The organism is Streptomyces hazeniae (genome assembly GCF_031845485.1).
Taxonomy (GTDB): domain Bacteria; phylum Actinomycetota; class Actinomycetes; order Streptomycetales; family Streptomycetaceae; genus Streptomyces; species Streptomyces hazeniae.
The window spans coordinates 1-25,873 of the sequence record NZ_JAVREQ010000036.1; the positions used below are offsets into that span (position 1 = coordinate 1).

28 protein-coding genes and 1 pseudogene are annotated in these 25,873 nt (G+C 73.2%); 14 read left to right on the forward strand and 15 right to left on the reverse strand.

The window, feature by feature from the left end:
• The first annotated feature begins 32 nt into the window (after positions 1-32).
• From RM572_RS26820 to RM572_RS26845, 6 genes and pseudogenes are all read left to right on the forward strand, one after another.
• Positions 33-740 carry a DUF305 domain-containing protein gene (locus RM572_RS26820; protein WP_311675972.1) on the forward strand — a complete coding sequence of 236 codons (708 nt, stop codon included), beginning with the start codon at positions 33-35 and terminating at the stop codon, positions 738-740.
• Between the two features lie 226 nt (positions 741-966).
• Positions 967-2,424, forward strand: a complete 1,458-nt coding sequence (locus tag RM572_RS26825) for an FAD-binding oxidoreductase (protein ID WP_311675973.1) — start codon at positions 967-969, stop codon at positions 2,422-2,424.
• Positions 2,421-3,542 carry a (Fe-S)-binding protein gene (locus RM572_RS26830; protein ID WP_311675974.1) on the forward strand — a complete coding sequence of 374 codons (1,122 nt, stop codon included), beginning with the start codon at positions 2,421-2,423 and terminating at the stop codon, positions 3,540-3,542. The genes RM572_RS26825 and RM572_RS26830 overlap by 4 nt, the downstream gene beginning before the upstream one ends.
• 23 nt (positions 3,543-3,565) lie before the next feature.
• Complete coding sequence (locus RM572_RS26835; protein WP_311676007.1) at positions 3,566-4,327, forward strand: (Fe-S)-binding protein; 762 nt, start codon at positions 3,566-3,568, stop codon at positions 4,325-4,327.
• Positions 4,324-5,742: pseudogene (locus tag RM572_RS26840) on the forward strand (lactate utilization protein B); the annotation flags it as partial. The gene RM572_RS26835 and the pseudogene RM572_RS26840, both read left to right, overlap by 4 nt.
• A gap of 70 nt (positions 5,743-5,812) precedes the next feature.
• Positions 5,813-6,463: a LutC/YkgG family protein gene (locus RM572_RS26845; protein WP_311676008.1), complete on the forward strand. Its 651-nt coding sequence runs from the start codon at positions 5,813-5,815 to the stop codon at positions 6,461-6,463.
• Between the two features lie 13 nt (positions 6,464-6,476).
• Here the strand turns inward: RM572_RS26845 and RM572_RS26850 are convergent, their stop codons facing one another.
• Positions 6,477-6,908 carry a VOC family protein gene (locus RM572_RS26850; RefSeq protein ID WP_311675975.1) on the reverse strand — a complete coding sequence of 144 codons (432 nt, stop codon included), beginning with the start codon at positions 6,906-6,908 and terminating at the stop codon, positions 6,477-6,479.
• Between the two features lie 162 nt (positions 6,909-7,070).
• Between RM572_RS26850 and RM572_RS26855 the strand changes: the two genes are divergently transcribed.
• Together RM572_RS26855 and RM572_RS26860 are read left to right on the forward strand one after the other, a co-directional pair.
• Positions 7,071-8,492 (forward strand): MFS transporter, encoded by a 1,422-nt coding sequence (locus tag RM572_RS26855; protein ID WP_311675976.1) that lies wholly within the window; start codon positions 7,071-7,073, stop codon positions 8,490-8,492.
• Between the two features lie 17 nt (positions 8,493-8,509).
• Positions 8,510-9,658, forward strand: a complete 1,149-nt coding sequence (locus RM572_RS26860) for an anhydro-N-acetylmuramic acid kinase (protein WP_394813714.1) — start codon at positions 8,510-8,512, stop codon at positions 9,656-9,658.
• Positions 9,659-9,716: 58 nt separating this feature from the next.
• Here RM572_RS26860 and RM572_RS26865 read toward each other — a convergent pair whose 3' ends face one another.
• Positions 9,717-10,394, reverse strand: a complete 678-nt coding sequence (locus RM572_RS26865; RefSeq protein WP_311675978.1) for a helix-turn-helix domain-containing protein — start codon at positions 10,392-10,394, stop codon at positions 9,717-9,719.
• A 238-nt stretch (positions 10,395-10,632) separates the two neighbouring features.
• On the opposite strand from RM572_RS26865, the gene RM572_RS26870 reads away from it, so the two are divergent.
• Entirely contained in the window at positions 10,633-11,634 is a 1,002-nt protein-coding gene (locus tag RM572_RS26870; RefSeq protein WP_311675979.1) for an IS481 family transposase, read from the forward strand.
• A 150-nt stretch (positions 11,635-11,784) separates the two neighbouring features.
• Positions 11,785-13,230, forward strand: coding sequence for an NCS2 family permease (locus RM572_RS26875; protein WP_311675980.1), 1,446 nt, complete (start codon positions 11,785-11,787; stop codon positions 13,228-13,230).
• A 114-nt stretch (positions 13,231-13,344) separates the two neighbouring features.
• Here the strand turns inward: RM572_RS26875 and katG are convergent, their stop codons facing one another.
• Positions 13,345-15,579 (reverse strand): catalase/peroxidase HPI, encoded by a 2,235-nt coding sequence (gene katG / locus RM572_RS26880; RefSeq protein WP_311675981.1) that lies wholly within the window; start codon positions 15,577-15,579, stop codon positions 13,345-13,347.
• A 142-nt stretch (positions 15,580-15,721) separates the two neighbouring features.
• Here katG and RM572_RS26885 point away from each other — a divergent pair, with 142 nt between their 5' ends.
• Positions 15,722-16,138 carry a Fur family transcriptional regulator gene (locus tag RM572_RS26885; RefSeq protein ID WP_311675982.1) on the forward strand — a complete coding sequence of 139 codons (417 nt, stop codon included), beginning with the start codon at positions 15,722-15,724 and terminating at the stop codon, positions 16,136-16,138.
• Positions 16,139-16,149: 11 nt separating this feature from the next.
• Here RM572_RS26885 and RM572_RS26890 read toward each other — a convergent pair whose 3' ends face one another.
• Positions 16,150-17,127, reverse strand: coding sequence for a TIGR00341 family protein (locus RM572_RS26890; protein ID WP_311675983.1), 978 nt, complete (start codon positions 17,125-17,127; stop codon positions 16,150-16,152).
• Positions 17,128-18,092: 965 nt separating this feature from the next.
• Here RM572_RS26890 and RM572_RS26895 point away from each other — a divergent pair.
• The 3 genes from RM572_RS26895 (at position 18,093) to RM572_RS26905 (ending at position 20,883) form a co-directional block, all read left to right on the forward strand.
• Entirely contained in the window at positions 18,093-18,893 is an 801-nt protein-coding gene (locus tag RM572_RS26895) for a hypothetical protein (protein ID WP_311675984.1), read from the forward strand.
• The gene (locus RM572_RS26900) at positions 18,890-19,069 is read left to right on the forward strand and encodes a hypothetical protein (RefSeq protein WP_311675985.1); all 180 of its coding nucleotides are present in this window, start codon (positions 18,890-18,892) and stop codon (positions 19,067-19,069) included. Before RM572_RS26895 ends, RM572_RS26900 begins: the two co-directional genes overlap by 4 nt.
• A 242-nt stretch (positions 19,070-19,311) precedes the next feature.
• Entirely contained in the window at positions 19,312-20,883 is a 1,572-nt protein-coding gene (locus tag RM572_RS26905; protein ID WP_311675986.1) for a cell division protein FtsK, read from the forward strand.
• 234 nt (positions 20,884-21,117) lie between these two features.
• Here RM572_RS26905 and RM572_RS26910 read toward each other — a convergent pair whose 3' ends face one another.
• From RM572_RS26910 to RM572_RS26960, 11 genes are all read right to left on the reverse strand, one after another.
• Complete coding sequence (locus RM572_RS26910; RefSeq protein WP_311675987.1) at positions 21,118-21,348, reverse strand: hypothetical protein; 231 nt, start codon at positions 21,346-21,348, stop codon at positions 21,118-21,120.
• Positions 21,345-21,551 carry a hypothetical protein gene (locus RM572_RS26915; protein ID WP_311675988.1) on the reverse strand — a complete coding sequence of 69 codons (207 nt, stop codon included), beginning with the start codon at positions 21,549-21,551 and terminating at the stop codon, positions 21,345-21,347. Before RM572_RS26915 ends, RM572_RS26910 begins: the two co-directional genes overlap by 4 nt.
• Positions 21,552-21,653: 102 nt before the next feature.
• Positions 21,654-22,895, reverse strand: coding sequence for a helix-turn-helix domain-containing protein (locus RM572_RS26920; protein WP_311675989.1), 1,242 nt, complete (start codon positions 22,893-22,895; stop codon positions 21,654-21,656).
• Positions 22,896-23,135: 240 nt separating this feature from the next.
• On the reverse strand, positions 23,136-23,258 hold the full coding sequence (locus RM572_RS26925) for a hypothetical protein (RefSeq protein ID WP_311675990.1): 123 nt from the start codon (positions 23,256-23,258) through the stop codon (positions 23,136-23,138).
• Positions 23,255-23,500, reverse strand: a complete 246-nt coding sequence (locus tag RM572_RS26930; RefSeq protein ID WP_311675991.1) for a hypothetical protein — start codon at positions 23,498-23,500, stop codon at positions 23,255-23,257. Before RM572_RS26930 ends, RM572_RS26925 begins: the two co-directional genes overlap by 4 nt.
• A 6-nt stretch (positions 23,501-23,506) precedes the next feature.
• The gene (locus RM572_RS26935) at positions 23,507-24,238 is read right to left on the reverse strand and encodes a hypothetical protein (protein WP_311675992.1); all 732 of its coding nucleotides are present in this window, start codon (positions 24,236-24,238) and stop codon (positions 23,507-23,509) included.
• Entirely contained in the window at positions 24,235-24,714 is a 480-nt protein-coding gene (locus RM572_RS26940; RefSeq protein ID WP_311675993.1) for a helix-turn-helix domain-containing protein, read from the reverse strand. The genes RM572_RS26935 and RM572_RS26940 overlap by 4 nt, the downstream gene beginning before the upstream one ends.
• A gap of 19 nt (positions 24,715-24,733) precedes the next feature.
• Positions 24,734-24,979: a hypothetical protein gene (locus RM572_RS26945; RefSeq protein WP_311675994.1), complete on the reverse strand. Its 246-nt coding sequence runs from the start codon at positions 24,977-24,979 to the stop codon at positions 24,734-24,736.
• A complete protein-coding gene (locus RM572_RS26950; protein ID WP_311675995.1) occupies positions 24,976-25,182 on the reverse strand; it encodes a hypothetical protein in 207 nt (68 codons plus the stop codon). Before RM572_RS26950 ends, RM572_RS26945 begins: the two co-directional genes overlap by 4 nt.
• Entirely contained in the window at positions 25,175-25,495 is a 321-nt protein-coding gene (locus RM572_RS26955; protein WP_311675996.1) for a hypothetical protein, read from the reverse strand. The genes RM572_RS26950 and RM572_RS26955 overlap by 8 nt, the downstream gene beginning before the upstream one ends.
• Complete coding sequence (locus RM572_RS26960; RefSeq protein WP_311675997.1) at positions 25,492-25,860, reverse strand: helix-turn-helix domain-containing protein; 369 nt, start codon at positions 25,858-25,860, stop codon at positions 25,492-25,494. The genes RM572_RS26955 and RM572_RS26960 overlap by 4 nt, the downstream gene beginning before the upstream one ends.
• Between the last annotated feature and the right edge of the window lie 13 nt (positions 25,861-25,873).

The following is a 25,873-nucleotide window of genomic DNA, read 5'->3' on the forward strand; positions in this document are numbered from 1 at the left end:
CCCTTCACACAGCGCACAGGAGTCGCTTCACCATGACCACGAATCGTTTCACCGCACGGCGTTCCACCACACGCCGTTCCCGCGTCCACCGGGCGGCGGGGTCCGCCGTCGCGGTCACCGCCGCCCTCGTCCTCGCCGCCTGCGGCGGCGCAGGCGGCACCTCCGGGCAGGGCGGCGGCCGCGGCGCCGAGGCCGCCGCCTCGCCGTCCGCCTCCGCCCCGCGGGAGACGCAGCGGCACAACGCCGCCGACGTGGCCTTCGCCCAGGGGATGATCCCGCACCACCGCCAGGCGGTCACCATGTCCGGACTGGCTGAGACCCGGGCCGCCTCGGGCGAGGTGCGGGAGCTGGCGGAGAAGATCGAGAAGGCCCAGGCTCCGGAGATCAGGACGCTGTCCCGCTGGCTGAGGGCGTGGGGGGAGAAGGTCCCCTCGGGCGACGCCCACGGCGGGCAGGACGGCGCCTCCGGCCACGACGGTCACGGTGGCCACGGGTCCGGGGAGCCGATGCCCGGCATGCTGTCCGCCGACGACATGACGGAGCTGAAGCAGTCCACGGGCACGTCCTTCGACGAGGCCTTCCTGCACCTGATGATCGAGCACCACGAGGGCGCGGTCGCGATGGCGGGGACCGAGCTCAAGGAGGGCTCGTACCAGCCCACCCTGGACCTCGCCGACACGATCATCGAGGCGCAGACCGCCGAGATCGCCACGATGCGGAAGATGCTCGGCGGACACTGAGCACGCGGGGGCCGGTTGCGGGGTGCGGCACGCTCCGGAACCGGCCCCCGGCCGCCGCGCCCTCCCCGCGTCCCGCGTCCCCGTGTCCCGCGTCCCCCTGCCCCCGTGCGCCCCGACGGTGTCGCGGATCACCCGCACGCAGCACACTGGTCTCTCCATCCGCCCGCAGCCGACGAGACGACACCGGAGGAACGATGGGGACGACCAGCCGCCCGGGGGCGGGCCGATGACCGCGCACACCGAACGGGCCGCCGGCCGCGCCACGCCCCCGAGCGAGCGGACCGACACCGCCGCCGCAGGCGACGGGCGGACCGGTGCACTCGCCGACGCACTCGCCGCGCTCGTCGGCCGGGAGCACGTACGGGTCGAGCCCGGGCAGCTCGCCGCGTACGCCCGGGACGCCACCCCGCTCTTCCACGCGCCGCCGGACGTGGTGGTGTTCCCCGGCAGCACCGAGGAGGTCGCCGCCGTGCTGCGGCTGGCCACCGAACGCGGTGTGCCGGTGATCCCGCGCGGCGCGGGCTCCAACCTGTGCGCCGGGACCGTCGCCCTGCACGGCGGGGTGATGCTGGTCCTGACCCGGCTGAACCGCGTGCTGGAGATCAGCCCCGGCGAACTGCTCGCCCGGGTGCAGACGGGAGTGACGACCGCTCAGCTCGCCGACGCCGCCGGCGACGCCGGGCTGCTCTACGCCCCCGACCCGGGCAGCCGCACCGTCTCCACCGTCGGCGGCAACGTCGCCACCTGCGCGGGCGGCCTGCGCGGCCTGAAGTACGGCGTGACCCGCAACTACGTGCTCGGCCTGGAGGCCGTGCTGCCCACCGGCGAGATCGTGCGTACCGGCGGCCGCCTGTGGAAGGACGTCGCGGGCTACGACCTCACCCGCCTGCTCACCGGCTCCGAGGGCACCCTGGCGGTGATCACCGAGGTGACCGTGGCACTGCTGCCGAAACCCGCCGACACCGGCACCGGCGTCGCCTACTTCGACTCGCTCGCCGACGCCTCCCGCGCCGTCGCGGCCGTCATCGCCGCGGGCGTCGTCCCGGCGACGCTGGAGTTCCTGGACCGCAAGTGCATCGAAGCGGTCGAGGCGTTCGCCGGGCTCGGCCTGCGCACCGACGCCGGTGCGCTGCTGCTGTTCGGCGACGACGGCGACCCGTCGGTGGTCGCCGGCAACCTGGCCCGCATCCAGCAGGTCTGCACCGCCGCCGGCGCCCTGGAGGTCACCCTCGCGGAGAACGTCGCGCGGGCCGACGCGCTGCTCGCCGCCCGGCGCTGCGGCCTGCCCGCCCTGTCCCGGCTCGGCTCGCTCACCATCCTGGAGGACGCGACCGTGCCCCGGCACCGGCTGGCCGAGATGGTCGGGCGCATCGACGAGATCGCCGAACGGCACGGCCTGCTCATCGCCACCTTCGGGCACGCGGGCGACGGCAACCTCCACCCCACCTGCGTCCTCGACCCCGACGACACCGGGGCCGTGGAGCGCGCCCACCAGGCGTTCGGCGAGATCTTCGCCGCCGCCCTCGCACTCGACGGCACCATCACCGGCGAACACGGCGTGGGCGCCGCCAAGCTGCCCTACCTCGCCGACCGCCTCGGCGACGACCAGATGGCCCTGCTGCGCCGCATCAAGCACGCCTTCGACCCGGCGGGCATCCTCAACCCCGGAAAGCTCGGCTCATGACGACCGAAAACCCGCAGCCCGGCCCGCCCGCCGAAGGCCCCGGCGCCGGGCGCGGCCTCTTCGACAAGGAGCAGCTGGACCGCTGCATCTCGTGCGGGTTCTGCCTCCCCGCCTGCCCCACGTACTCCCTCACCGGCGACGAGGCGTCCTCCCCGCGCGGCCGCATCACGCTGATGCGCGCCCTGGAGACCGGCGAACTCCCCGCCGACGACCCGACGCTGGCGGAGGAGTCGTCGTACTGCCTGGGCTGCCGCGCCTGCGAGACGGTCTGCCCGGCGGGCGTGGAGTACGGGCAGCTGCTGGAGCAGTGGCGGGACCACCAGTGGAGCGGCCCGAAGCGGCCGTGGATCGTCCGGCTGCTGACCGCGGTGGTCGCCCGGCCGTTCCTGCTGCGCCTCCAAGGGCTGGTGCGCCGCCACGCCCGTCCGTCCGGAGGCGACTCGGCCGACGGGCCCTCGCTGATGCTGGGATGCGTCGAACGCGGCCTGTACCCGGCGGTCTCACGGGCCGCGCTGCGGCTGCGACCCGAGCTGAACGTACCGCCGGGGCAGGGCTGTTGCGGTGCGCTGCACGCCCACAACGGCGACTCCGCGACCGGGAAGGCGCTCGCCGAGGAGCTGGGCAGGCGACTGCCCGGCACCCTCGTGACCACCGCGGGCGGCTGCGCCGCCCACCTCGCCCACCACCTCGGCCCCGACCGGGTACGGGAGTTCGGCGACCACCTGCACCGCGAAGGCCACGTGCCCGCCGGGCGGGTGACCGTCGACGGCCGCACGGCCCGCGTCGGGCTGCAGGACTCCTGCCACCTGCGCAACGGGCTGGGCGTCACCCGCCCGCCGCGCGACTTGATCGCCGCCGTCGCGGACTACGTGGAGGTGCCGGGCGCCGGGGACTGCTGCGGCGCCGCCGGCACGTACGCGATGCTCCGGCCGGCGGACAGCCGTGCCGTACTGGACCCGAAGCTGGCGGCCCTCGCGGAGGCCGACCTCGACTTCGTCGTCGCCGTCAACCCCGGCTGCCTGCGCCAGCTGCGGCAGGGTCTGCGCCGTACGGGCGCCCGCACCCGCGCCGTGCACCTCGCGGAGCTGCTCGCCCTGGCGGAGGAGGACCGCACGTGACCGCGTCCGAACAGGGCGCCGGGCTGCGCGTCGCCCTGTTCGTGACCTGCGTGAACGACGCGCTGTACCCGGAGACGGGACGGGCGGTCGTACGGCTGCTGGAACGGCTGGGCGTCGAGGTCGACTTCCCCCCGGCCCAGACCTGCTGCGGCCAGCCGCAGTACAACACCGGCCACCGGCGGGCCGCCGAGCCGCTGCTGCGGCGCACGGCCGACGCGTTCGCGGGCTACGACCACGTCGTCGCGCCCTCCGGCAGTTGCGTCGCCATGGTCCGCGAGGGCTACCCGCGGATGGGGGAACGGGCCCGCGCCGAGGGGCGCGGCGACGCCCTCGCCGCGGCCGCCGCCGCTCTGGTGCCGCGGGTGCGGGAACTGACCGAGTTCCTGGTGGACGTGCTCGGCGTCACCGATGTCGGCGCGTACTACCCGCACACCGTCACCTACCACCCGTCCTGCCACGGGCTGCGGACGCTGGGGCTGGGCGACCGTCCGCTGCGGCTGCTGCGGGCCGTGCGCGGTCTGACCCTGATCGAGCTGCCCGGCGCCGAGGAGTGCTGCGGTTTCGGCGGCACGTTCGCGGTGAAGAACGAGGCCGTGTCGGTGGCCATGGGACGGGACAAGGTGGACCACGCCCTCGCCACCGACGCCGACACGCTGTGCGGGGCGGACAACTCCTGCCTGATGCACCTCGACGGCCTGATCCGGCGGCAGGACGCGCCCGTACGCCCCCTCCACCTCGCCGAGATCCTCGCCTGCACGGAAGCGGACCGGAGGCCCCCGCGATGAACACCGCCTACCTCGGGATGCCGGCCTTCCCCCTTGCCGCCGCCGGGTCCGTCCGCGACACACGGCTGCGCACCAACCTCACGCACGCCACGCACACCATCCGCGACAAGCGGGCCGCCGCCGTCGCCGAACTCGACGACTGGGCGCGGCTGCGGCAGGCCGGAAAGGACATCAAGGACCGGACGCTGCGCCACCTCGACCACTACCTCCTCCAGACCGAACGGGCGGTCACCGCGGCGGGCGGACAGGTGCACTGGGCGGCGGACGCCGACGAGGCGAACCGCATCGTCGCCGGCCTGGTCCGCGCCACCGGCGAACGGGAGGTCGTCAAGGTCAAGTCGATGGCCACCCAGGAGATCGGCCTCAACGAGGCGCTCGCCGCCGAGGGCGTGGCCGCGTACGAGACGGACCTCGCGGAACTCATCGTGCAGCTCAGCGACGACCTGCCCTCGCACCTCCTGGTCCCGGCGATCCACCGCAACCGCGGCGAGATCCGCGACCTCTTCCGGGAGGCGATGGGCCGCTGGGGACGGCCGGCGCCCGACACGCTGACCGACCGGCCCTCCGACCTGGCCGAGGCGGCACGGCTGCACCTGCGGGAGAAGTTCCTGCGCGCGAAGGTCGCCGTCTCCGGCGCGAACTTCCTCGTCGCCGAGACCGGCACCGTGGTCGTGGTGGAGTCCGAGGGCAACGGCCGGATGTGCCTCACGCTGCCGGAGACGCTGATCTCCGTCGTCGGCATCGAGAAGGTCGTGCCCACCTGGCAGGACCTGGAGGTGTTCCTGCAACTGCTGCCGCGCTCCTCCACCGCCGAGCGGATGAACCCCTACACCTCGATGTGGACCGGTGTCGCGGAGGGCGACGGTCCGCGCGCCTTCCACCTCGTGCTGCTCGACAACGGCCGCACCGCCACCCTCGCCGACCAGGTGGGCCGGCAGGCGCTGCGCTGCATCCGCTGCTCCGCCTGCCTGAACGTCTGCCCGGTGTACGAGCGGGCCGGCGGCCACGCGTACGGCTCGCCCTACCCCGGTCCGATCGGCGCCATCCTGACGCCCCAACTCCGCGGCCTGCAGAGCGAGGTGGACGCCTCCCTGCCGTACGCCTCCTCGCTGTGCGGCGCCTGCTACGAGGTGTGCCCGGTCGCCATCGACATCCCCGAGGTCCTCGTCCACCTGCGGGAACGGGTCGCAGAGGGGTCCACCGGGCACCGCCGGGAGCGGGCGGGCGTACGGGCGGCGACATGGCTGCTGGACCACCCGGCGGCGTACGCGGCCACCCTGCGGGCCGGTGCCCGCACCCGGCGCCTCCAGCCGGAACGGCTGCGCCTGCCCGGGGCGGCCGGGGCGTGGAGCGCGGCCCGCGACCTGCCCCGCATGCCCGCGGCGTCCTTCCGCGACTGGTGGCGCGCGCACCGCGACCGGCCGCGCGACGCCCGGCACGGCGAAGCCACGCCCGGCGCACCCCCCGCGAAGGAGGGGAGGCTCGGTGAACGGCTCCCGCGACCTCGTCCTGGCCCGCATCCGCGCCGCCCTCGCGGACGTACCCGCCGCGGAGTCGCCGGCCGGCCACCCCGTCGCCCGCGCCTACCGGAGCGCGCACACCTCCGAGGACCCGGCCGCCCTGCGCGCACTGCTCGCCGAGAACCTCGCCGACTACCGGGCAACCGTCCACCGCACCACGTCCGGCGCCCTGCCCGCCCTCGTCGCCGAGCTCCTGGCCGCGCGCGGGACCCGTGCCCTGGCCGTACCGGCCGACCTGCCGCCGCGGTGGCTCACCGCACTCCACGGCGTGGATCTCGTGCGCGACGCGCCCACCCTGACGGCGGCCCGGCTGGACGCCGTCGACAGCGTGCTCACGGGCTGCGCGCTGGCCGTCGCCGAGACGGGCACCGTGGTGCTCGACGCCGGTCCCGCGCAGGGACGCCGGGCCCTCACCCTCGTCCCCGACCACCACGTCTGCGTCGTCCACGCCGACCGGATCGTGGCGTCCGTCCCCCGGGCGCTCCCCCTGCTGGACCCGCGGCGTCCGCAGACCTGGATCTCCGGGCCGTCCGCGACCAGCGACATCGAACTCACCCGCGTCGAAGGCGTGCACGGCCCCCGCTCCCTGGAGTGCGTCCTCGTCGAGCCGGAGTGAGACGGCGGCCGGGTCAGACGGCGAAGACCTGGGTGTCGTCGGCGAACGCCTTGAACTCCAGCGCGTTCCCGGCCGGGTCGTGCAGGAACATCGTCCACTGCTCGCCCGGCCGCCCCGCGAAGCGGAGGTAGGGCTCGATCACGAACGCGGTGCCGGCCGCGCGCAGGCGCTCGGCGAGGGCGTGGAAGGCGTCGACCGTAAGGAGCAGCCCGAAGTGGGGGACGGGGACGTCGTGGCCGTCCACAGGGTTGTGGACACCGCGCGGGGCACCGGGGGCGAGGTGGGTCACGAACTGGTGGCCGTGCAGGTTCCAGTCCACCCAGGTCTCCGCGCTGCGGCCCTGCTCCAGGCCGAGCACGCCCCCGTAGAAGCGGCGGGCGGCCTCCAGGTCGTCGACCGGAACAGCCAGGTGGAAGCGCGGGATCGGGGAATCGGGAACGCTCACGGTGCTGCCGTCCTTCCGTCACGTCTGCGTACAGCGGGTTGCCCCGCGCCTGAAGGGTACGTCCGTCCCCTTGACCCGCCCGCCGCGAATTGGTCTACTCCACCCCCGGGGGGTCACCGTCGATCACGCCGCCCCGCCGCGGGCACCGGAAGAGGTCCAGCCATGTCGTCCACCCCACCGGCCGCCGCCCCGCCGCACCCCCCGTCACCACCCCGCCGGGCACTCGTCGCCGGGTCCGTCGGCAACTTCGTCGAGTGGTACGAGTTCGGCGTCTACGGCTACTTCGCGACCATCATCGCGGCGAACTTCTTCAGCACGGACGGCGCGAGCGACCTGGAGTCGCTGGTGAAGACGTACGCGTCGTTCGCCATCGCCTTCTTCTTCCGGCCGGTCGGCGCGGCGCTCTTCGGCCGGATCGGCGACCGCGTCGGACGCCGGCCGACGCTGATCATGGTGCTGCTGCTGATGACCGTCTCCACCACCCTGATCGGCGTCCTGCCCACCTACGCCACGGTGGGCGCGGCCGCCCCGGTGCTGCTGACGCTGCTGCGCATCCTCCAGGGCCTGTCCGCGGGCGGCGAGTTCGGCGGCGCCGTGTCGGTCATGACGGAGTTCGCACCGCCGGGCAAGCGCGGCCTGTACGGCGCGTGGCAGTCGTTCACCGTCGGCCTCGGCCTGCTCGCGGGCGCCGGCATGGCCGCCGTCCTGGCCACCGTGATGAGTGCGGGAGCCCTGAACGACTGGGGCTGGCGCCTGCCGTTCCTGCTGACGCTGCCGCTCGGCGGCGTCGCCCTGTGGGTGCGGCTGAAGCTGGACGAGACACCCGAGTTCGTCCGCGAGCACGGCCCCGCCGGGGCGCCGGGCGTGCCGCCGACCGCACCGCCGCCCGCGCCGAAGCCGTCCACCGGGCAGACCGCGAAGGCCATCCTGCTGGGTGCCGGGCGTCTCATGGGCTGGTCCGCGGCCGGCTACACCTTCCTCGTCGTCATGCCGTCCTACCTCCAGGCCACCCTGAACGCCTCCTTCCAGCAGGCGCTGATCTCGAGCGTGGTGGCCAACGCCGGTTTCGCGGCCATGATCCTGCCCGCCGGCCGGCTGAGCGACCGCGTCGGCCGCCGGGCCGTGATGCTCACCGGCGCCGTCCTGATCGCGCTGCTGTCCTGGCCGCTGCTCAACCTGCTGCAGGACCCGGACTCCGGTTCCGTGGCGAAGGGCGCGGCGGTGTTCGCTGCGGGCGCGGCGGTCGGCATGCTGGCCGGCCCGGGGCCGGCCATGCTGTCGGAGATGTTCCCGACCTCCGTGCGCTACACCGGCCTCGGCCTGTCGTACGCCCTCGCCAACGCCGTGTTCTCCGGCAGCGCGGGCCTGATCATCACGGAGCTGGTGGCGAGCACCGGCGACGTCGACATCCCCGCCTACTACGCCGCGGCCACCTGTGCGGTCAGCGCCCTCGCGCTGTGGACCCTGCGCGGCGACGACCACCTGCGCCCGCTGCGCCGGACGGCCGCCTCCGAGCTGGCGGGGCCCCCGCCCGGGACCGCGCACGGGGCCGCGGAGGAGACGACCGGGAAGACGGCCGGGTGAGGCGCGTCATCGGCCTCATGTCCGGCACGTCCCACGACGGCATCGACGCGGCCGCCGCAGACCTGGGCCTGGAGGGCGACACCCTGGTACTGCGCCCGCTGGGCATGCTCACCGAGACCTACGACGACGCCCTGCGCGGAGCGCTGGCCGCCGCACTGCCCCCGTCCCGCACCACGCTGCACGACGTGTGCCGGCTGGACACCGGCATCGGCCGGGCGTTCGCCCGCACCGCCCGCCGGGCGAACACGGAGCTGTGCGACGGACGTGCCGAACTGGCCGTCTCGCACGGCCAGACCGTCTACCACTGGGTGGACGACGGCCGGGTGCACGGCACCCTCCAGCTCGGCGAACCGGCGTGGATCGCCGAGCACGCCGGCCTGCCCGTGCTGTCGGGCCTGCGCACCCGGGACGTGGCCGCGGGCGGGCAGGGCGCCCCGCTCGTCAGCATGGTCGACGCGCTGTGGCTCGCGGGACGCCCGGGACGTCCCGTCGCCCTCAACCTGGGCGGGATCGCCAACCTGACGGCGATCCGCGACGGGGTGCCGCTGGCCTTCGACACCGGCCCGGCCAACGCCCTCCTCGACGCCGCCGTCGCCCACGCCACCGACGGCCGCCTCGGCTACGACGCCGACGGCGCGCTGGCCGCCCGCGGCCGCGTCGAAGGGGGCCTGCTCGACACCCTGCTGGCCGAGCCGTACTACGCCCGGCCCGCCCCCAAGACCACCGGCAAGGAACTGTTCCACCTCCCCTACCTGCACCGGGCGCTGGACGGCCGGGACGTCTCCACCGAGGACCTGGCCGCCACCCTCACCGCACTCACCGCCCGCACGGTGGCCGACGCGGTGCGGGACGTGGGCGGCGACCAGGTGATCGCCTCCGGGGGCGGCACCCGCAACCCGGAGCTGATGCGGGCGCTGCGCCGCGAACTGGGCGCGGGGACACCGGTGCACACGTCCGACGAGCTGGGCCTTCCGTCGGCGGCGAAGGAGGCGTACGCCTTCGCGGTCCTCGGCTGGCTGAGCGTGCACGGGCTCCCCGGCACCGTCCCGTCCTGCACCGGCGCCCGCCGGGCCACCGTGCTGGGCTCGCTCACCCCCGGCCCGGACGGCTTCCCCGCACCGGCGCGCCCCGCCACCGCACCCCGCCGCCTGCACGTCCGGAGGTGAACGGCGGGCCGGGCGCCCGCCTTCGTGGACCCGCCGGGCGCCGCGCGGCCGGGGCGGCTCAGCCGCGGTCGGCGAGCTTGTCCCAGAAGTGCTGCACGATGTCGTCGAGGTAGCGCCGCCCCAGCTCGCCGGAGGCTGCGCCGCCGGCTCTGCTGAGGGTGGCGGCCATCAGGCCCTGGTACTCCTGGTGCAGGGCGCGCAGGGGTTCCTTCAGGTCGCGCTTGTCCAGGGAGATCAGCTTGGCGATCGCGCGGATGTGGGCCTGCCAGCGCGTCGTGACGGCCTCGGTGAGGAGGCCGGCGAGTTCGCCCTCCAGACCCGTGACGGCGATGTGGTCGGGGACCGGAAGGTCGAGCAGGGTGCCGAGTTTGGCGGACTGCCGTTCGTCACCGGCCCAGCGGCCGGTCTCCTCCATGTGGCGGTAGGCGTCGAGCGGGACGCCGGTGAAGCCGGCCACGTCCTCGGCGGCGAGTCCACGTGCCAGACGGTGTTCCAGCAGAGTGCGGGGACGCCCCATCAGTTCGCCCGGCGCGCACCACAGGGCGCCCGCGAGGGCGGTGAGTTCGTTCGCCGACGGCAGGGCCTCGCCGCGCTCCCACGCGGCGATGTGGCCGGGGCCGACATGGACGAGACCGTAGGAGGCGCGCATGCCGTGGGCGACGTGGCCGTGGGCCATCCCGAGTTTCTCGCGCAGGGTGCGGGCTGCGCGCGCGTCGAAGGGGATCGGTGGATGCACGCGCTGAGAGTAGGGAGTCACCGACGGCCACTCCACTGCCGCTGTCGCCCCCTTCCCGCTATAGCGGGATAGGTCTTCGCCGATTCTGTAGGAAGCGACAGGGATGTTGCGGAGACGTCGACTAGGTGTTGCGGGTCATGAGGTTGTAGACGCTGGGGCCGATACGAAGGGGCGGGTCCTTCAGCGGCAGGATGAGAACCGCCAAGTCACTCGTCCGCCGTCACAAAGGACCCGCCCGGTGTCCCACCGTAATGCCCCGCTCTCGGTCGAAGGCCGTCGTCGTCTGGTCCGGCGCTGTCAGGACCGTCCCATCGCTCACGTCGCCGCGGAGATGGGCATCTCCAGGGCTTGTGCCAGCAAATGGGTGGGCCGGTACCGCCTCCACGGTGACCTCGGCCTGCTCGACCGGCCCAGCACGCCCCATCGTCAGCCCACCCGGACCCGGGGCGAGATCGTGGCCCGCATCGAGCGCATGCGCCGTGAGCACAAGTGGTCAGCGGCCCGCATCGCCTTCGAGCTCCGTGCCGTGGGCACGACCATCAGCCGCCGCACCGTCACACGGCACCTGCACCAGCTCGGGCTGAACCGCCGCCGCTTCATCGATCCCGACGGCGGCACCAACCGCACCGGCCGCACCATCACCGCCCGATGGCCAGGCCACATGATCCACCTCGACGTGAAGAAGACCGGACGCATACCCGACGGCGGCGGATGGCGCCTCCACGGCCGCGGCAGCGAGCAGGCCAAACGCGTCGCCCGCACCAAGACCCGCGGCAGCAAGCCGGGCTACGTCTACCTCCACTCAGCCCTCGACGGCTTCTCCCGCCTGGCCTACACCGAAGCACTACCCGACGAGAAGGCCGCCACGGCGGTCGGGTTCCTCCACCGTGCAAGGGCCTTCTTCGCCGCCCACGGCATCGACCGCATCCAGCGCATCGTCACCGACAACGGAGCCTGCTACCGCGCCGGCGACTTCGCCCGCGCCCTCCTCGGCTCACGCCACCAGCGCATCACGCCCTACACGCCACGGCACAACGGCAAAGTCGAGCGCTACCAGCGCATCCTGTCCGAAGAGTTCCTCTACGCCCGCTCATGGACATCCGAAAGCCACCGAGCACACGCTCTGACCACCTGGAACGTCCACTACAACTACCATCGACCGCACACTGCCGCCGGGAACCGCCCACCAGCCTCCCGACTCCACACAGGCGTCACCAACCTCATGGCCTCATACAACTAGGGGATTCCGCAAGACAATTGTGAACGTGCCCCTGCCACGCGAGATCCGCTCGCATGGTGCGGCATGGGTGTACGTGCCCTCGCCGTCATTCCCCCGGCAGCACAGCCCCTGCTTTCCCCTTCCTCACGAGCAGGTCCAGGAGACCCAGCAATGCAGACCAGCACCACGACCAAGAACGAGGCGCCACCCGCCGGAGGCGGTGGCGCGGTGGACCGCTTCTTCCGCATCAGCGAACGCGGTTCGACCTACGCACGGGAGATACGCGGCGGCCTCGCCACCTTCTTCACGATGGCGTACATCCTCGTGCTCAACCCCATCATCCTCGGCAGCGCCGAGGACAAGTTCGGCCAGCAGCTCGACCCGACCCAACTGGCCACCGCCACGGCACTGGTGGCCGCGGTGATGACCGTGATCATGGGCGTCGGCGGCAATCTACCACTCGCCCTGGCCGCCGGCCTCGGCCTCAACGCCGTCGTCGCCTTCCAGGTCGCGCCCCTGATGAGCTGGGACGACGCGATGGGGCTCATCGTCCTGGAGGGTCTGCTGATCTGCGTGCTGGTCCTGACGGGACTGCGCGAGGCGGTCATGCACGCCATCCCGCAGGCCCTCAAACAGGCGATCAGCGTGGGCATCGGTCTGTTCATCGCCCTGATCGGCTTCGTCGACGCGGGCTTCGTCACACGCATCCCGGACGCGGCGAACACCACGGTGCCCGTCCAGCTCGGCACCGGCAACCTCACCGGCTGGCCGATGCTCGTCTTCTGCCTCGGCGTGCTCCTGACGATCGTCCTGCTCGCCCGCAAGGTGAAGGGCGCCATCCTCATCAGCATCGTCCTGATGACCGTCCTCGCCGTCGTCATCAACGAACTGGCCACGGTCACCAACTGGGGCCTCACCTCGCCGACGCTGCCCGACGGCCCCGTCGCGGCCCCCGACTTCGGGCTGCTCGGCGAGTTCGACGTGTTCGGCGCGTTCGGGCAGGTCAGCATCCTGACAGTGGTCCTGCTGGTCTTCACGCTCATCCTGTCGGACTTCTTCGACACCATGGGCACCGTCGTCGGCGTCACCGCCGAGGCCGGACTCCTCGACGAGCGCGGCCAGGTCCCCGGCCTGGGCCGGGTGCTGCTCATCGACGGCGCGGCCGCCGTCGCCGGCGGTGCGTCCTCCGCCTCGTCCGCCACGACCTACATCGAATCCGCCGCGGGTGTCGGCGAAGGCGCACGGACCGGCTTCGCCAGCATCGTGACCGGCGGCCTGTTCACCCTCGCCCTCTTCCTCACCCCGCTGCTGACCATCGTGCCGCTCCAGGCCGCCTCCCCCGCCCTGGTCGCGGTCGGCTTCCTGATGATGACGCAGGTCCGGCACATCGACTGGGACCGCTTCGAGCTGGCCATCCCGGCGTTCCTGACCATCGCCGTCATGCCGTTCACCTACTCCATCACCAACGGCATCGGCGCCGGCTTCATCGCCTACGTGGTCATCAAGGCGTGCCTGGGCAAGGCCCGCGAGGTGCACTGGCTGCTCTGGGGCACCGCCGCGCTGTTCCTCCTGTACTTCGCCATCGACCCCGTCAAGCAGGCCCTCGGCCTGTCCTAGAACCGCCCTGGCCCGCACCACCGGGACGCCCGACGCCCCCGGGAAGGCGACTTCCCGGGGGCGTCCTGTGCGAGCGGTGCGACCTGTCGCCCCGCCGACCCGTGGCCCGTGCGATCAGGCGAGGTCGAACCGGTCGAGGTTCATCACCTTGTCCCACGCCGCGACGAAGTCCGTCACGAACTTCTCGTTCGCGTCGTCACTCGCGTACACCTCCGCGAGAGCGCGCAGCTCGGAGTTGGAGCCGAACACGAGGTCCGCGCGGGTGCCGGTCCACCGGACCTTCCCGGAGGCGGCGTCACGGCCCTCGAACTCCCGCTGGTCCTCCGACGTCGCCTTCCACTCCGTGCCCAGGTCGAGCAGGTTGACGAAGAAGTCGTTCGTCAGCCGGCCGGGCGTGCCGGTGAGCACGCCGTGCTGCGACTGCCCGTGGTTGGCGCCGAGGACGCGGAGACCGCCGACGAGAACGGTCATCTCCGGCGCGCTGAGCGTCAGCAGGTTCGCCCGGTCGATCAGCAGGTACTCGGCGGGCAGCTGCCGGTTGGCCTTGCCCTGGTAGTTGCGGAACCCGTCGGCGGACGGCTCCATCTCGGCGAACGAGTCGACGTCGGTCTGCTCCTGCGTCGCGTCGCTGCGCCCCGGCGTGAACGGCACCCGGACGTCGTGACCGGCGTCCTTCGCCGCCTTCTCCACGCCGGCGCATCCGGCGAGCACGATCAGGTCGGCCAGCGAGACCTGCTTGCCGCCGCTCTGCGCGGCGTTGAAGGACTGCTGGATCTCCTCCAGCGTGCCCAGCACCGTCGACAGCTGCTCCGGGTCGTTGACCTCCCAGCCGCGCTGCGGCTCCAGGCGGATGCGGGCGCCGTTGGCGCCGCCGCGCATGTCGCTGCCCCGGAAGGAGGCCGCCGACGCCCACGCCGTGGCCACCAGCTGGGACACCGTCAGACCCGAGTCCAGCACCTTGCCCTTGAGGGCGGCGACGTCCTCGGCGTCCACGAGCGCGTGCGTCACCGCGGGCACCGGGTCCTGCCACACCAGCGTCTCGGACGGGACCTCCGGGCCGAGGTAGCGCTGGACCGGACCCATGTCACGGTGGGTCAGCTTGAACCAGGCACGGGCGAACGCGTCCGCGAACTCCTGCGGGTTCTCCTTGAAGCGCCGCGAGATCGGCTCGTAGACCGGGTCGAAGCGGAGCGACAGGTCGGTCGTCAGCATCGTCGGGGCGTGGCTCTTCGACGCGTCGTGGGCGTCGGGCACGGTGCCCGCGCCCGCGCCGTCCTTCGGCCGCCACTGGTTGGCCCCCGCCGGGCTCTGGAACAGCTCCCACTCGTAGCCGAACAGGATCTCGAAGAAGCTGTTGTCCCAGGTCGTCGGGGTGTCGGTCCAGATGCCTTCGAGACCGCTGGTGATCGCGTCGCCACCCTTGCCGGTGCCGTGCGTGCTCCGCCAGCCGAAGCCCATCTCCTCCATCCCGGCGGCCTCCGGGTCCGGGCCGACCCGGTCCGCCGGGCCCGCACCGTGGGTCTTGCCGAAGGTGTGGCCGCCGGCGACGAGCGCGACCGTCTCCTCGTCGTTCATCGCCATCCGGCGGAACGTCTCACGGATGTCCCGCGCCGCGGCCAGCGGGTCCGGGTTGCCGTTCGGGCCCTCCGGGTTGACGTAGATCAGGCCCATCTGGACCGCGCCCAGCGGGCTCTCCAGATCGCGGTCGCCGGAGTAGCGCTCGTCGCCCAGCCAGGTGGACTCCGGGCCCCAGTACACGTCCTCCTCGGGCTCCCACACGTCCTCGCGTCCGCCGGCGAAGCCGAAGGTCTCGAAGCCCATCGACTCCAGGGCGACGTTGCCCGCGAGAATCATCAGGTCGGCCCACGACAGGGCCTGGCCGTACTTCTTCTTCACCGGCCACAGCAGGCGGCGCGCCTTGTCCAGGTTGCCGTTGTCCGGCCAGCTGTTCAGCGGCGCGAAACGCTGCTGACCCGTACCGCCGCCGCCGCGGCCGTCGCTGACCCGGTAGGTGCCGGCGCTGTGCCAGGCCATCCGGATGAGGAACGGGCCGTAGTGCCCGAAGTCCGCCGGCCACCAGTCGTGCGAGGTCGTCATGACCTCGGTCAGGTCCCGCTTCACGGCGGCGAGGTCGAGACCCTGGAACGCCTCGGCGTAGTCGAAGTCCTCCCCCAGCGGGTTCGCGACCGCCGGGTTCTGGGCAAGAATCTTCAGGTTGAGCCGCTCGGGCCACCACTGGCGGTTTCCACCGCCCTGGGTCGGGTGCGGCGCTCGCCCGTGCGCGACCGGACAGCCACCCCCGCCCTCCGTCTTCGCGTCTGTGACGATTGCCTCGTGGTTCTCGGACATGGGAATCCTTCCGGTGCAGGGCGGTCCCTGGGCTCCTCGGCTGTCGCCGGACCCGATCCTATGGTGGACGGGGTCCAAGTCAATACACATCCCAGACGCGTACGTCTTCAAATCCTCGACGCGACGCTGCTAGGTTGCGCCCATGAGTGACCTGCTGGGACGGCTTCGGGCACGTGGCTGGCGGATGACCGCTCAACGCCGGGTGGTCGCCGAGGTACTCGACGGCGACCACATCCACCTCACCGCGGACGAGGTACTGTCGCGCGCGACCGCGCGCCTCCCGGAGATCTCCCGCGCCACCGTCTACAACGCGCTCGGCGAACTCGTCTCCCTCGGCGAGGTGCTCGAGGTCGTCGACGGCCGCGCCAAGCGCTACGACCCCAACGCCCGCCCCCACCACCACCTGACCTGCTCGGCCTGCGGCACCATCCGCGACGTCCACCCCGCCGGCGACCCCCTCGACCTCCTCCCCGCCGCCGAACGCCACGGCTTCCAGGTCACCACCGCCGAGATCACCTTCCGCGGCCTCTGCCCCACCTGCACCCCCGCCCCCGGCTGACCGCCCCGCACTCAGCCACCAACCCGCCCCGCATCGACCAGCCGGCCGCGTTCCACCTCCACCAGCACCGGCACGCCGTCCGGCAGCTGCCCCGCGAGGCGGTCGAGCAGACCACCCACCGGGGGCAGCTCGCCGGGGAGACGAACGTGGATGCGCATCGTTCGGGACGTCGTGTCCACCACGGTGACCGACGCGCCCGGCACGTCGGCCAGCCACTGCTCCGCCGCCTCCTTCGCCTTACCCCTCCAGACGTCGAGCAGAAGTGTGAGTGCGGTGTTCGCCGCCAGTGGCACGAAGACGACGGCGAACAGCAGGGACATGGCGACGTACGCACGCCGAGCGGGCCGTCCGGGCGCCCGGACCTCGCCGCGGCCGTAGCCCAGGGCGGCGAACACCACCATCCCTCCGAAGACCAGCGCGAACAGGTTGGACAGGAACAGCACCAGCGCCCCCAGCGCCAACCACCCCTCCAGGCGCCCGAGACACACGCCGGCCACCACCAGCGGCGGCACCAGGGAGATCGCGATCGCGACTCCGGGAAGCACGGCGGCGACGTCCCGCCGCGCGAGGGCCACCGCGCCGGCGAAGCCCGTCGCCAACGCGGCGACCAGATCCATCAGTCCCGGGGACGTCCGCGACGCAACCTGGCTGTTTCCCAGCAGGGCATAGTGATCGGGCAGCACCACGGAGAACACGGCACCGAGCGCGACCACCAGCAGGCAGGCGAACAGAACGAGCCTCGCCGCTCCGTTCCGGCGACGTTGCACCGATCCCAGAGCGACGCCCATGATCGGCGTCGACAACGGTGCGATGATCATCGCGCCGATCACGGTTGCCGTCGAGTCCGTAATCACCCCTCCCGCCGCGATGACCCCCGACAGAGACAGCATCGCCCAGAACGCCGACCTCTTGGCCCGGCTGTCCCCGGACGACAAGTCCAGATCCTCTGCCAGCTCCTCCAGAGAACGGCGCTGGGAATCGGGCAACACCCGGGCTCGGACTCCACTGAGCATGCTCTCCGCCTATCACAGACGGCATACTCCGGCGCACCTCACACGGCGCGCAACACGCAGGTTCACCACCATGGCGTCGGAGTCACCCCGCGCGAGCACGCGACCGTCGGCGCCCGAGCGCCCTGCCGCCGTCGGGAAGGCCGAAGTCGGCACCCTCGCGTGCGCGCTCCCGCCTCGGTGGAGCGACCGCAGTGCGCCCCGAACCAGGACACGTCGGCACAGGGAAAGGGGAGACGGTGAACGCCGCTTACGCAGCTGCCCGCGGATCGGAGAACGCACCGGAACGGTCATGGCCCGACGCACACCTGCGGGTCTCGCGCGCGCACGCCCTGAACGTCCCTGCTGTTCGTACTGGCCGCCGTCCCCGCCCTCTCCGCCTTCCCCGCTCACCCCCGATTGCTGGGCTGCGGCTGGCTGCCGCCCGTCTTTCGAGCGCGGTGCACGAGCCTGGGCCGGCCCCGCCGCCCGGCGGCTCACCACTACTGCACCGCGACCGGCAGCGGATCTCCCCCGACCGGCGCTGACCGATGTCCGGGGCCAGCCGGCCGGAGCGAGAACGCCACCGGCGGCCGGATTCGAAGAAGGCTCGCGGCCTCCCGGCCCCGCCGTGCCCCCTGCAGAAAACCCCAGGTCAGATAGGCATCTGACCTGGGGTTCAAGTGAGCCGCCTAGGGGAGTCGAACCCCTGACCTACGCATTACGAGTCAACGTCCGAACGTGACGGGGGCTGACGCCGAATGTCAGCCACTCACGTTTCCGCAGGCCAGCAGGCCAGAGCTCCACCAACGCGTACCGGCCCGTGTCGGTCCTCTACAGCGCGTCCGTGACCACACCCGTGACCACGTGACCACCGCGCCCGACACGACGACGGCGCCGCCCCGTGCAGCAACACGAGACGGCGCCTTGACCCGAACCCCTTCCGGTACAAGGAGCTCAGACCTGTGCATGACCGTACCCACCCGCCCCGCGACTACCTCGCATGGGCCGCCCTCGCCGCCGCCCTCGTCGTGACCGCGTCCGCCGAGTACGCCCTCGCCCGCGCAGCAGGATTCGGCGAGTGGACCGCCGCAGCCCTCCCTGCCGCGCTCGACATCTACGCCGTGCGGGCCCTGCGCGCCCGCCGCGACGTGGCAACCGCCGTCGCCGCGATGATCGCCACGAACGCCGCCGCGCACCTCGTCGCCGCCGGCCTGCTCCCCGTTGCGTGGCCGCTCGTCGTCGGCGTCTCCGCGATCGCGCCGCTTGTCCTGTGGCGCGTGCACCGCCTCGCCGACCACGTCGAGGACGCCGCCGAGCCGTCCACCGAGCGACACCTCGTCGACGCCGTACCGGTCACCACGCCGCCCATGGGGCAGCAGGCCGGATGCCCGCTCGAGGTGACCACCGCACCCCCCGCCGAGGTGACCGCCGAGCAGGCCGTCGAGCAGGCGCCCGCCCACACCGCGCAGCAGGCGTCGCCGCTGGTCATCTGCGGTGGCCGCAAGGTGTACGTCCTCGAGACACCCCGCGACGACACCGACGACGAGGTGACCGACGACCAGCCCGAGCGGCTGTCCACCGACGCCGCACGCGTCGTCCTCGAATCCTGCTGGGCGAAGGGCACCCCACCCGCCGAGGCCGCGCGCCTCGCCACCCGCAGCACCTCCTACGCGAAGAAGGTGTTCGCCCGCCTCGACGACGACCGCGGCCCGGCCCCGGTGCCCGGGCAACTCGCCCTCGTCGGCGAGGGGGTGTCCGCGTGAACGTCGAGCGCGCCCTCGTCGCGGCCCTGGTCGTGTTCGCCGCAGCCTGCGGCATGTTCGCCCTCGTCGGCGTCCTGTTGTCCCTGCTCAAGCTCGCCGCGGACACCGCCGGCGCCATCGCTGCGGCAGGACTCGGCGCCACCATCTCGATTCCACTCGCCCGCCGGAAGCGCTGAGCGGCCCGCAGACGCGTTCGGGCGCCCTCGCACCTCCCCGGAGACGCCGAGGGCGCCCACCGGCCGCCACAGACGCCACGGAGCGTCACCACAGGGCATGTCTCACGCCTCGCGCGCACGCGCGCGCGTAGGGGCCCTATCCCTGCTGAGACGAGACAACGAGACAGCCACGCAACGTAAACGGGGCGCCGGCCAGGATCACGGCCCGGCGGCGCCCCTCACGACACCCACGGAGGTACCCGATGGATGCCGCTTCGCAGGACCCTACCGACGCCGCCAGCGAGGCCGAGCTCGGCGACGCACTCGCCGACGTTGCCCTCGACCTGCTCGGCGCCCTGCTCGACGCACTCGGCCCGCAGGGCGTCGCCGTCCTGCTCGCCGTCGGCGCCTGCGTCCTCACGGCCAAGTCGAAGACGTTCCGCCGCGCCGAATGGCGCGCCCTGCGCTGGTCGTTCCGCGTGGCGTGGCGCCTGCTCGCCGCCGCCTGCCGCGCCGGCCGTCCCCGCGGCCTCACACCGACCAAGGACGAGCGGCGCCTACTCGCCCGCCTCGCCCCGCAGCACTGGCGAGCGCACGCCGACGCCCGCGGCCTCGACGGCACGTTGACCAGTCGGCCGCGGCTGACCGAAGCGGGCGTCACGTGCGCCGTGCGCCTCGACGGCACGTGGAGCGTGGGTAAGTTGCGCAACGCGGAGGACAACGTACGGGCCCTGCTCGGCACCCGTACCGCCCTGCGTATCGAGGTCACCGCGGGCAAGCGCGGCGGTTGGGCCGAGCTGACCATTCGCACCCGCTCGGCCGTCGACGACGCCGACATGAAGTGGACGCCGGACCGCGAGGGCATCGGCCTGGACACGCACTCGGGGCGACCGGTCGAGATCCCGCTCGGCACGCGCCTGCTGCTCGCCGGTAGTTCGGGTGCGGGCAAGTCGGTGACGCTGCGGCCGGCCCTCGCCGAGGTCGCCGCCGACGAACGGTCGGCCGTCGTCATGGTCGACTTGAAACGCGTCGAGGGCGCCCTATGGCGCGACCGGGCCCGGGTCGCCCGCACCGCGGCCGAGGTCGAGCAGGTCGCGGCCGAGCTCGCCGCCGAGATGATGGCGCGCCTCGAGGAATTGGAAGCCACCGGCCACGCATCGTGGACGCCGACGCCGGAGCGCCCGCGGCTGGTCGTCGTCGTCGACGAGGGCGCCGAGGTCGCCGCCGTCGCCAAGGACGCGATGCCCGACCTCGAATCCCTCGCCCGCATGGGCCGCGCCGCCGAAATCCACCTGTGGTGGTGCACGCAGAAACCCACGATGAGCGGCGCCTCGGCGGGCATCCCGCCGCAGATCGCCGCGCAGATGGACGTACGGCTGTGCCTGCGCGTCGCCACCGCGACCGAGGTACGGACCGTGCTCGGCGAGGACGCCACCGCCGGCGGATGGGACGCCCACACGTTGCCCAAGCCGGGCGTCCTGCTGATCCGCGGCACCGGCCGCGGGCCCGCCCCCGTCCGCGTGTGGTTCATGGACGACGCCACCGTGAAGGCACTCCCGCCGGCCCCCGTGTGGCGAGGCGCAGCTCGGGACGACGACGACCAGGACGACGCCCCCACGGTCACGCTCGAGAAGGTCGCACCCGCGGTCGAGCCGGATTCCGAGGCGCGCGTCGTCGCTGCCCTCGCCGACGGCGTCGACAAGGTGCCCGCCCTCGTCGAGGTGACCGGCCTGTCGAGGGCGACCGTTAACCGGCTGCTGTCCGCCCTGCTCGAGACTGGCCGCGCCGAGCGCGTCGACCGGGGCCGCTACGCCGCGGCCGAGCAGGTGGCGTAGCAGCTCAACGCCGAGGGGCGCCGTCGGGACCACTCCCGTACGGCGCCCCTTTCGCGTGCTCACCCCGTGACCACGTGGCGCCCTACCTGCAACGGAGCATCGGGGAACGGATATGCAATGCGTAGGAATCGACGCCGGTTGACGTACTGCGGCCCCGGAGGACTCTCGGTCGACTCCGGGGCCGCTCGCCTGCCCGTGGCGCCAGGGACGGGGGGTAGAGCCGCGGGCAGGGGTTCAGCGGGTGGCGGCCTCGATCTTGTCGAGGCGTGCCACGTCCTCGCGTAGCCACTGCGGCGCGAACGCCGAGGCGACCAGTAGGCGGGCGCAGGGCAGGCAGGCGTACCGCGACCAGCCGGGGCCGCTGTTGCCCTGAACCATGGCGACCGTCATCCGCTCGGCCGCGTACTCCTCGCACAGGGCGCAGGTACCCGCGTGCGCCAGCAGCTCGGCGCGCTCGTCGCTCACTGGACACCCCCCGCGGTGAGGCGGCGGCCGGACAGCAGCCGGTCTAGCGAGGCGTGCAGTAGCCCGGCCTCGGTCCTCGAGAGCACGAGCGATACGTCGGCCTGGTGCTCGTCGAGGTCGTACAGGGCGAGCGGTACGCGGATCTCACCCGTGCCGAGGTCGCTGGTCGGGGGTGCGCCGTGTCTGGGCGAGGCGTGCAGCATGATTCGGCTCCCTGCCGTGCGGTCCGTAGTCGGTCCGTCACGGTAGGGAGCGTGGGCGGGGGTGAGTGGGACAGGTTGTCCCCCTGTCCCTGGGTGTCCCTGTCAGGCCGTCATGACGCCGACGCGCTCGGCGAGTTGGGATGCTTCGCCGCGCATGGCGCGGGGCGCCTTGCGCCACAGGTCCGCGGCCACAGTGCGGGCCGAGGGGGTGTAGGCGACCGTTTCGGCGCTGATGTCGTGCGCCATCCGCATGACGTGCAGTGCGGCTGTGCGGTCGCCCCGCTGGAGGTGCCCGCGGGCGACCTCCACCCACAGGCGGGACCGGCGTTCGGTCGAGGGCATCACGTCGGGGTCGAGGTCGTCGGCGAGGGCGAGGGCCTTACGTGACGACCGCAGGTCGGTTGCCACGCTCACGGCGTGGAAGTCGACGTTCGCGCGGCCGAACACGGTCGAGGGGTGCACGTAGGCGGCCGGGAGGGATTTCGCGACCTGGTCGCCGGCGTCCCAGTACCGCCAGGCGTCGCCGTCCCTGCCCTCGCGTGCGGCGGTGACCGCGGCGTGAAGCTGCAAGGCGCCGTAGATGCCTCGCCAGTTGTCGGGGGCGCTGGCGAGGTGCGGGCGGATGAGGTCGGCGGCCTCGGTCACCACCCGCAACGCCTCTTCGGGGTAGGTCGTCTCGCGCAGGATGTTGCCCATGTTCCACGCCGCAGCAGCTATGGCGGCGGGGTCGTCGGCCTGCCGGGCGGCGGCGAGGGCGCGGTCGGCGACCACCCACGCGAGTTCGGCCGGCGCCACGTATGCCGTGGCCTGTCCGGTGAGGCGGTACACGTCGGACAGGGCGACGAGGGCGGCGCGGCGGTCGGCGCCGTCGAGGGTGCGGGCGGCCGTCTCGGCGTCGCGGATGAGGTCGGGCAGCAGGGCGCCGACCTCGGTCCGGTTGTGGCCGGAGGTGTGCCACAGGCGCCACGTCTGGTCGGTGCGGCCCTGTAGGGCGGCAACGTCGACGGGGCCGGCGTCGGCGGGGGCGAGGCTCTGCGTCATGACGGCGGCCCAGATTGCGGGCATGGTCGGGTGGTTGAGTCTGCCGAGCGGTACGGGTTGTGTGGTCTCGGACTGCCCGCCGGTGATGGTGGCGAGGTCGGACACCTGTAGCGCGGCGGCGAGGCGCAGCAACAGGGCGTGTGACCGTAGTTCGCGCTCGCCGGTCTCGATCTTCTTCAACCAGTCGGGGCCGCGCCCGCACAGGCCGGCCACTACAGGGCGCGTGAGGCCGCGGGATTCGCGGAGCAGCCGGATACGTTCGCCGGTGCTGAGGTCTGCGGGAATGTCGGTGCTGTCGGGCATGCTGGACTCCCGTTCCGTGTTGACACTCTGAACGGTACGCCCGGCGCCTGCGCAGGGGTAGCGAACGGCCCTCACCTCACCCGGTGGGGGCCGTCGTCGTGTGGTCGGAGGGACGAGGGCGCCCCCGCGGGCTCCTGGCCGCTGCGGGGGCGCTGCGTGTGTGTGGAGGGCCGTGCTCGGCCGCGCGTTGCCTCCTGGGCTGCGCGGCGCTCCCGGCGCCTGGCCGGGCGGCCCGCGGTGCTATTCGGCGACGGTGGGCCGGCGGGCGAGCAGCAGCCACAACAGGGGCGAGACGGCGAGCAGGTGCGCCACCTGCGGCCGGTCGTCGACGGGCTCGGCCTGCTCGGGCTCGGCCGCGGTCATGGCGTCGCCTCGGCGCGTGCGAACTCCTGGTACCGGTCCGGCTGCTCGAGGGCGAGGCGTGCCCGCAGCTCGTACGGGGCGGCGCGGAACTCGTCGACGTTCGTCGGCAGGGGCCGGGCGCGTTCGGCGTCGGCCTGCTGGCGCCGGATCATCTCGGCGTGCCGGCGAGCGGCCGGGCTGGTGTACGTCGTCGGTATGGCGGCGTACTCGGTGCGGGTGCTGCCCGCGGGGCGTGCGTTCATGGCAGATCACTTCCCGTTCGTGGTAGCGGCGTCGAGCAGGGCGCCGACCGCGGCACGGTGCTTGCGCGCGTGCTGGTCGAGCGCGGCGGCGGCGAGGCGGCCCTCGCCGTGTGGCATGCGTCCGGCGTCGCCGGCGGCGGCCTTGGAGAACAGAACGGCGAGGACGGCGCCCGGGGTGACCGGGGCCCGGGTGCCCTCACCGAACGTGAACGCGACGGCATGCGGGTTCGTGTCGACGCGCGGTGCGGTGCGCGTGGCAGGCATGCGGCGCGGCTCGCGCACCATCACCTCGCCCTGCTGCACGCTCTCGTACTCGATCGACGGTGCGCACTCGGCGGCGCGCAGCATGCGGCCGGCCTCGGTGACGGCCTGGTCGTGCTGCTCGACGACGGCGACCAGCTCGGCGACGGCGGCGAGTGCGGCGTCGTACTTCGCTGCGATCGCTGCCCGGTTGCCCTTGGTGTCGGCGAGATCGACGGCGCGGGCGATCTGCTCGGCGCGGTGCTTCTCGGCGGCCTTGGCGGCGGCGCGGTCGGCCTTGCGGCGGGCGGCTTCGGCGCGCAGGCGGGCGAATCGGCCGAGCTCGCGTTGTTCGGTGAGTTGCTGCGGGGTGATCTTGTCGTCGCCGTCGCGTACACGCTCCTCGAGGGCGGCGAGCAGGTCGTCGGCCTCGCGCGCTTCCTGCTCGGCGGCGGTGACCTCGTCGGCCTGCTGCTCGGCGGTGGTGGTCTGGGTCATGCTGCGGTGACTCCTGTTCCGTGTCGGTGGTGCTCGAGGGCGGTCCGGTTGATCGCCCATGCGCGGCGGCCGATTCGGCGGGCCGCGAGGGTGCCGCGGCGGGCGAGGCGCCGCACGTACTCGGGGGTGCACTCGAGCAGTGCGGCGGCCTCGTCGACCGACACCTCGGTCACCGTGGCAGGGGGCGGCGGCGCGGTGCCGTTATCGGAACTACGTTCGATATCGGCGCGTTGCGCGGCGGCGTGGAGGGCGTAGAGCAGGCGGCGTACGTCGGGGGCGACCTCTCCCCCGTCGGCACGTACGCGGGCGGTGAGGTCGCGGACGAGGGCGCACAGTACGTCGCTGGCGACGGCGGGCGGGATGATGACCGATCCGTCGTCGAGGGTGAGGTCGAGAGGCTGCTCGGGCCCGTAGTTCCTACGGATTCGGTGTGCGTTGTTCGCGGTGTCGTTGCTGTTCGGGGCGGGGGTGCTCACGTGGTGGTCACTGGCGCGGCTACTCATCGGCGCCCCCGGCGCGGTGTGCGCGGGCGAGGTCGACGACGGAGCGTGCGAGCTCGGCCGTCTCCTGCGTGCCGACCACTCGGGCGAGGGTGGGCGGCATCTCGTCGCCGAGCATGACGGCGAGCACGTCGTCGGCGGGCACGTCGACCGTGCGACCGCCGGGGAGGGTGAATCGGAAGCTGTGGGCGCGGGCGCGGTCCTCGAGGGCTGCGAGGCGGTGGGCGAGGGTGGGCGTCATTGGTCGGCGGTCCTTTCGGTGGTGGCCGGCTGCTGCTCGGCGCGGTGACGGGCGGCGAGGTGGCGCAGCTTGCGGGCGTGGCGGGTGGCGAGGCCGTGGCGGCGGCGTTCGACGAACGCTGCGCGGTCGGCCTGCTGTTGGGCGCGGCGCGCCTGTGCTGCTGCGATGCGTGCCCGTATGGCGTCGTCGACGTGGCTACCCATGGGCGGGCTCCTCGTCGTCGAGGCCGCAGGCGTTGCGGGCGAACTGGATTGCTGCGCCCTCGAGGACGGACGACACCGCGGTGAGGTCGCCGCGGGCGACGGTGCGCAGCTTGGCCGACGGTTCGGGCGGCGTCTCGCCGTCGTCGCGGGCGCGGATGATGGCGAGCGCTTCGGACGTGGCCTTGATCGGGCCGAGGTGCGGCAGGCTCGCCGTGGTGCCGTCGTCGAGGGTGAGTTCCCACCGGTCGTGTAGGGCGGTGGCCTCGGCGCGGTTCAGGCGGTCGTCGAGGCGCCGTGACGGTCGGGGGCTCACCAGCGGTCGCCCCCCTCCTGCTGGGCGGCCTCGATGGCGGCGAGGCGCTGCTCGAGGTCGAGGGATTCGCGGAGCGGTAGCAGGGCGTCGAGCAGAGCGCGGGATGCGTTGACGCGGACGTGTCCCGGCTGCTTCGGGTCGCGCATGGCTTCGCGGAGCGTGGCGACGGCCTCGGCTGCGCCGGCGGCAAGCTGCCCAACGGCGGCGTTCAGCAGGTCGGTTCGAGTGTCGCGCACCTCGAGCGCGAACTCGGCGTCGTTGCACCAGCGTTCCACGGTGCGGGCGGTAACGCCGGCGGCCTTGGCGGCGGCGCTGGTCGGCTCGCCTTGGGCGAGGGCGAGTACGGCGGCGGGGCGGCCTTTCATGTGCGGGCCCTTT

Coding starts and splice junctions, on each gene's coding strand:
- RM572_RS26820 (WP_311675972.1), top strand. CDS start 33: ATGACCACGAATCGTTTCACCGCACGGCGTTCCACCACACGCCGTTCC.
- RM572_RS26825 (WP_311675973.1), top strand. CDS start 967: ATGACCGCGCACACCGAACGGGCCGCCGGCCGCGCCACGCCCCCGAGC.
- RM572_RS26830 (WP_311675974.1), top strand. CDS start 2,421: ATGACGACCGAAAACCCGCAGCCCGGCCCGCCCGCCGAAGGCCCCGGC.
- RM572_RS26855 (WP_311675976.1), top strand. CDS start 7,071: ATGTCGTCCACCCCACCGGCCGCCGCCCCGCCGCACCCCCCGTCACCA.
- RM572_RS26860 (WP_394813714.1), top strand. CDS start 8,510: ATGTCCGGCACGTCCCACGACGGCATCGACGCGGCCGCCGCAGACCTG.
- RM572_RS26875 (WP_311675980.1), top strand. CDS start 11,785: ATGCAGACCAGCACCACGACCAAGAACGAGGCGCCACCCGCCGGAGGC.
- katG (WP_311675981.1), bottom strand. CDS start 15,579: ATGTCCGAGAACCACGAGGCAATCGTCACAGACGCGAAGACGGAGGGC.
- RM572_RS26885 (WP_311675982.1), top strand. CDS start 15,722: ATGAGTGACCTGCTGGGACGGCTTCGGGCACGTGGCTGGCGGATGACC.
- RM572_RS26905 (WP_311675986.1), top strand. CDS start 19,312: ATGGATGCCGCTTCGCAGGACCCTACCGACGCCGCCAGCGAGGCCGAG.
- RM572_RS26915 (WP_311675988.1), bottom strand. CDS start 21,551: ATGCTGCACGCCTCGCCCAGACACGGCGCACCCCCGACCAGCGACCTC.
- RM572_RS26920 (WP_311675989.1), bottom strand. CDS start 22,895: ATGCCCGACAGCACCGACATTCCCGCAGACCTCAGCACCGGCGAACGT.
- RM572_RS26925 (WP_311675990.1), bottom strand. CDS start 23,258: ATGACCGCGGCCGAGCCCGAGCAGGCCGAGCCCGTCGACGACCGGCCG.
- RM572_RS26930 (WP_311675991.1), bottom strand. CDS start 23,500: ATGAACGCACGCCCCGCGGGCAGCACCCGCACCGAGTACGCCGCCATA.
- RM572_RS26935 (WP_311675992.1), bottom strand. CDS start 24,238: ATGACCCAGACCACCACCGCCGAGCAGCAGGCCGACGAGGTCACCGCC.
- RM572_RS26945 (WP_311675994.1), bottom strand. CDS start 24,979: ATGACGCCCACCCTCGCCCACCGCCTCGCAGCCCTCGAGGACCGCGCC.
- RM572_RS26950 (WP_311675995.1), bottom strand. CDS start 25,182: ATGGGTAGCCACGTCGACGACGCCATACGGGCACGCATCGCAGCAGCA.
- RM572_RS26960 (WP_311675997.1), bottom strand. CDS start 25,860: ATGAAAGGCCGCCCCGCCGCCGTACTCGCCCTCGCCCAAGGCGAGCCG.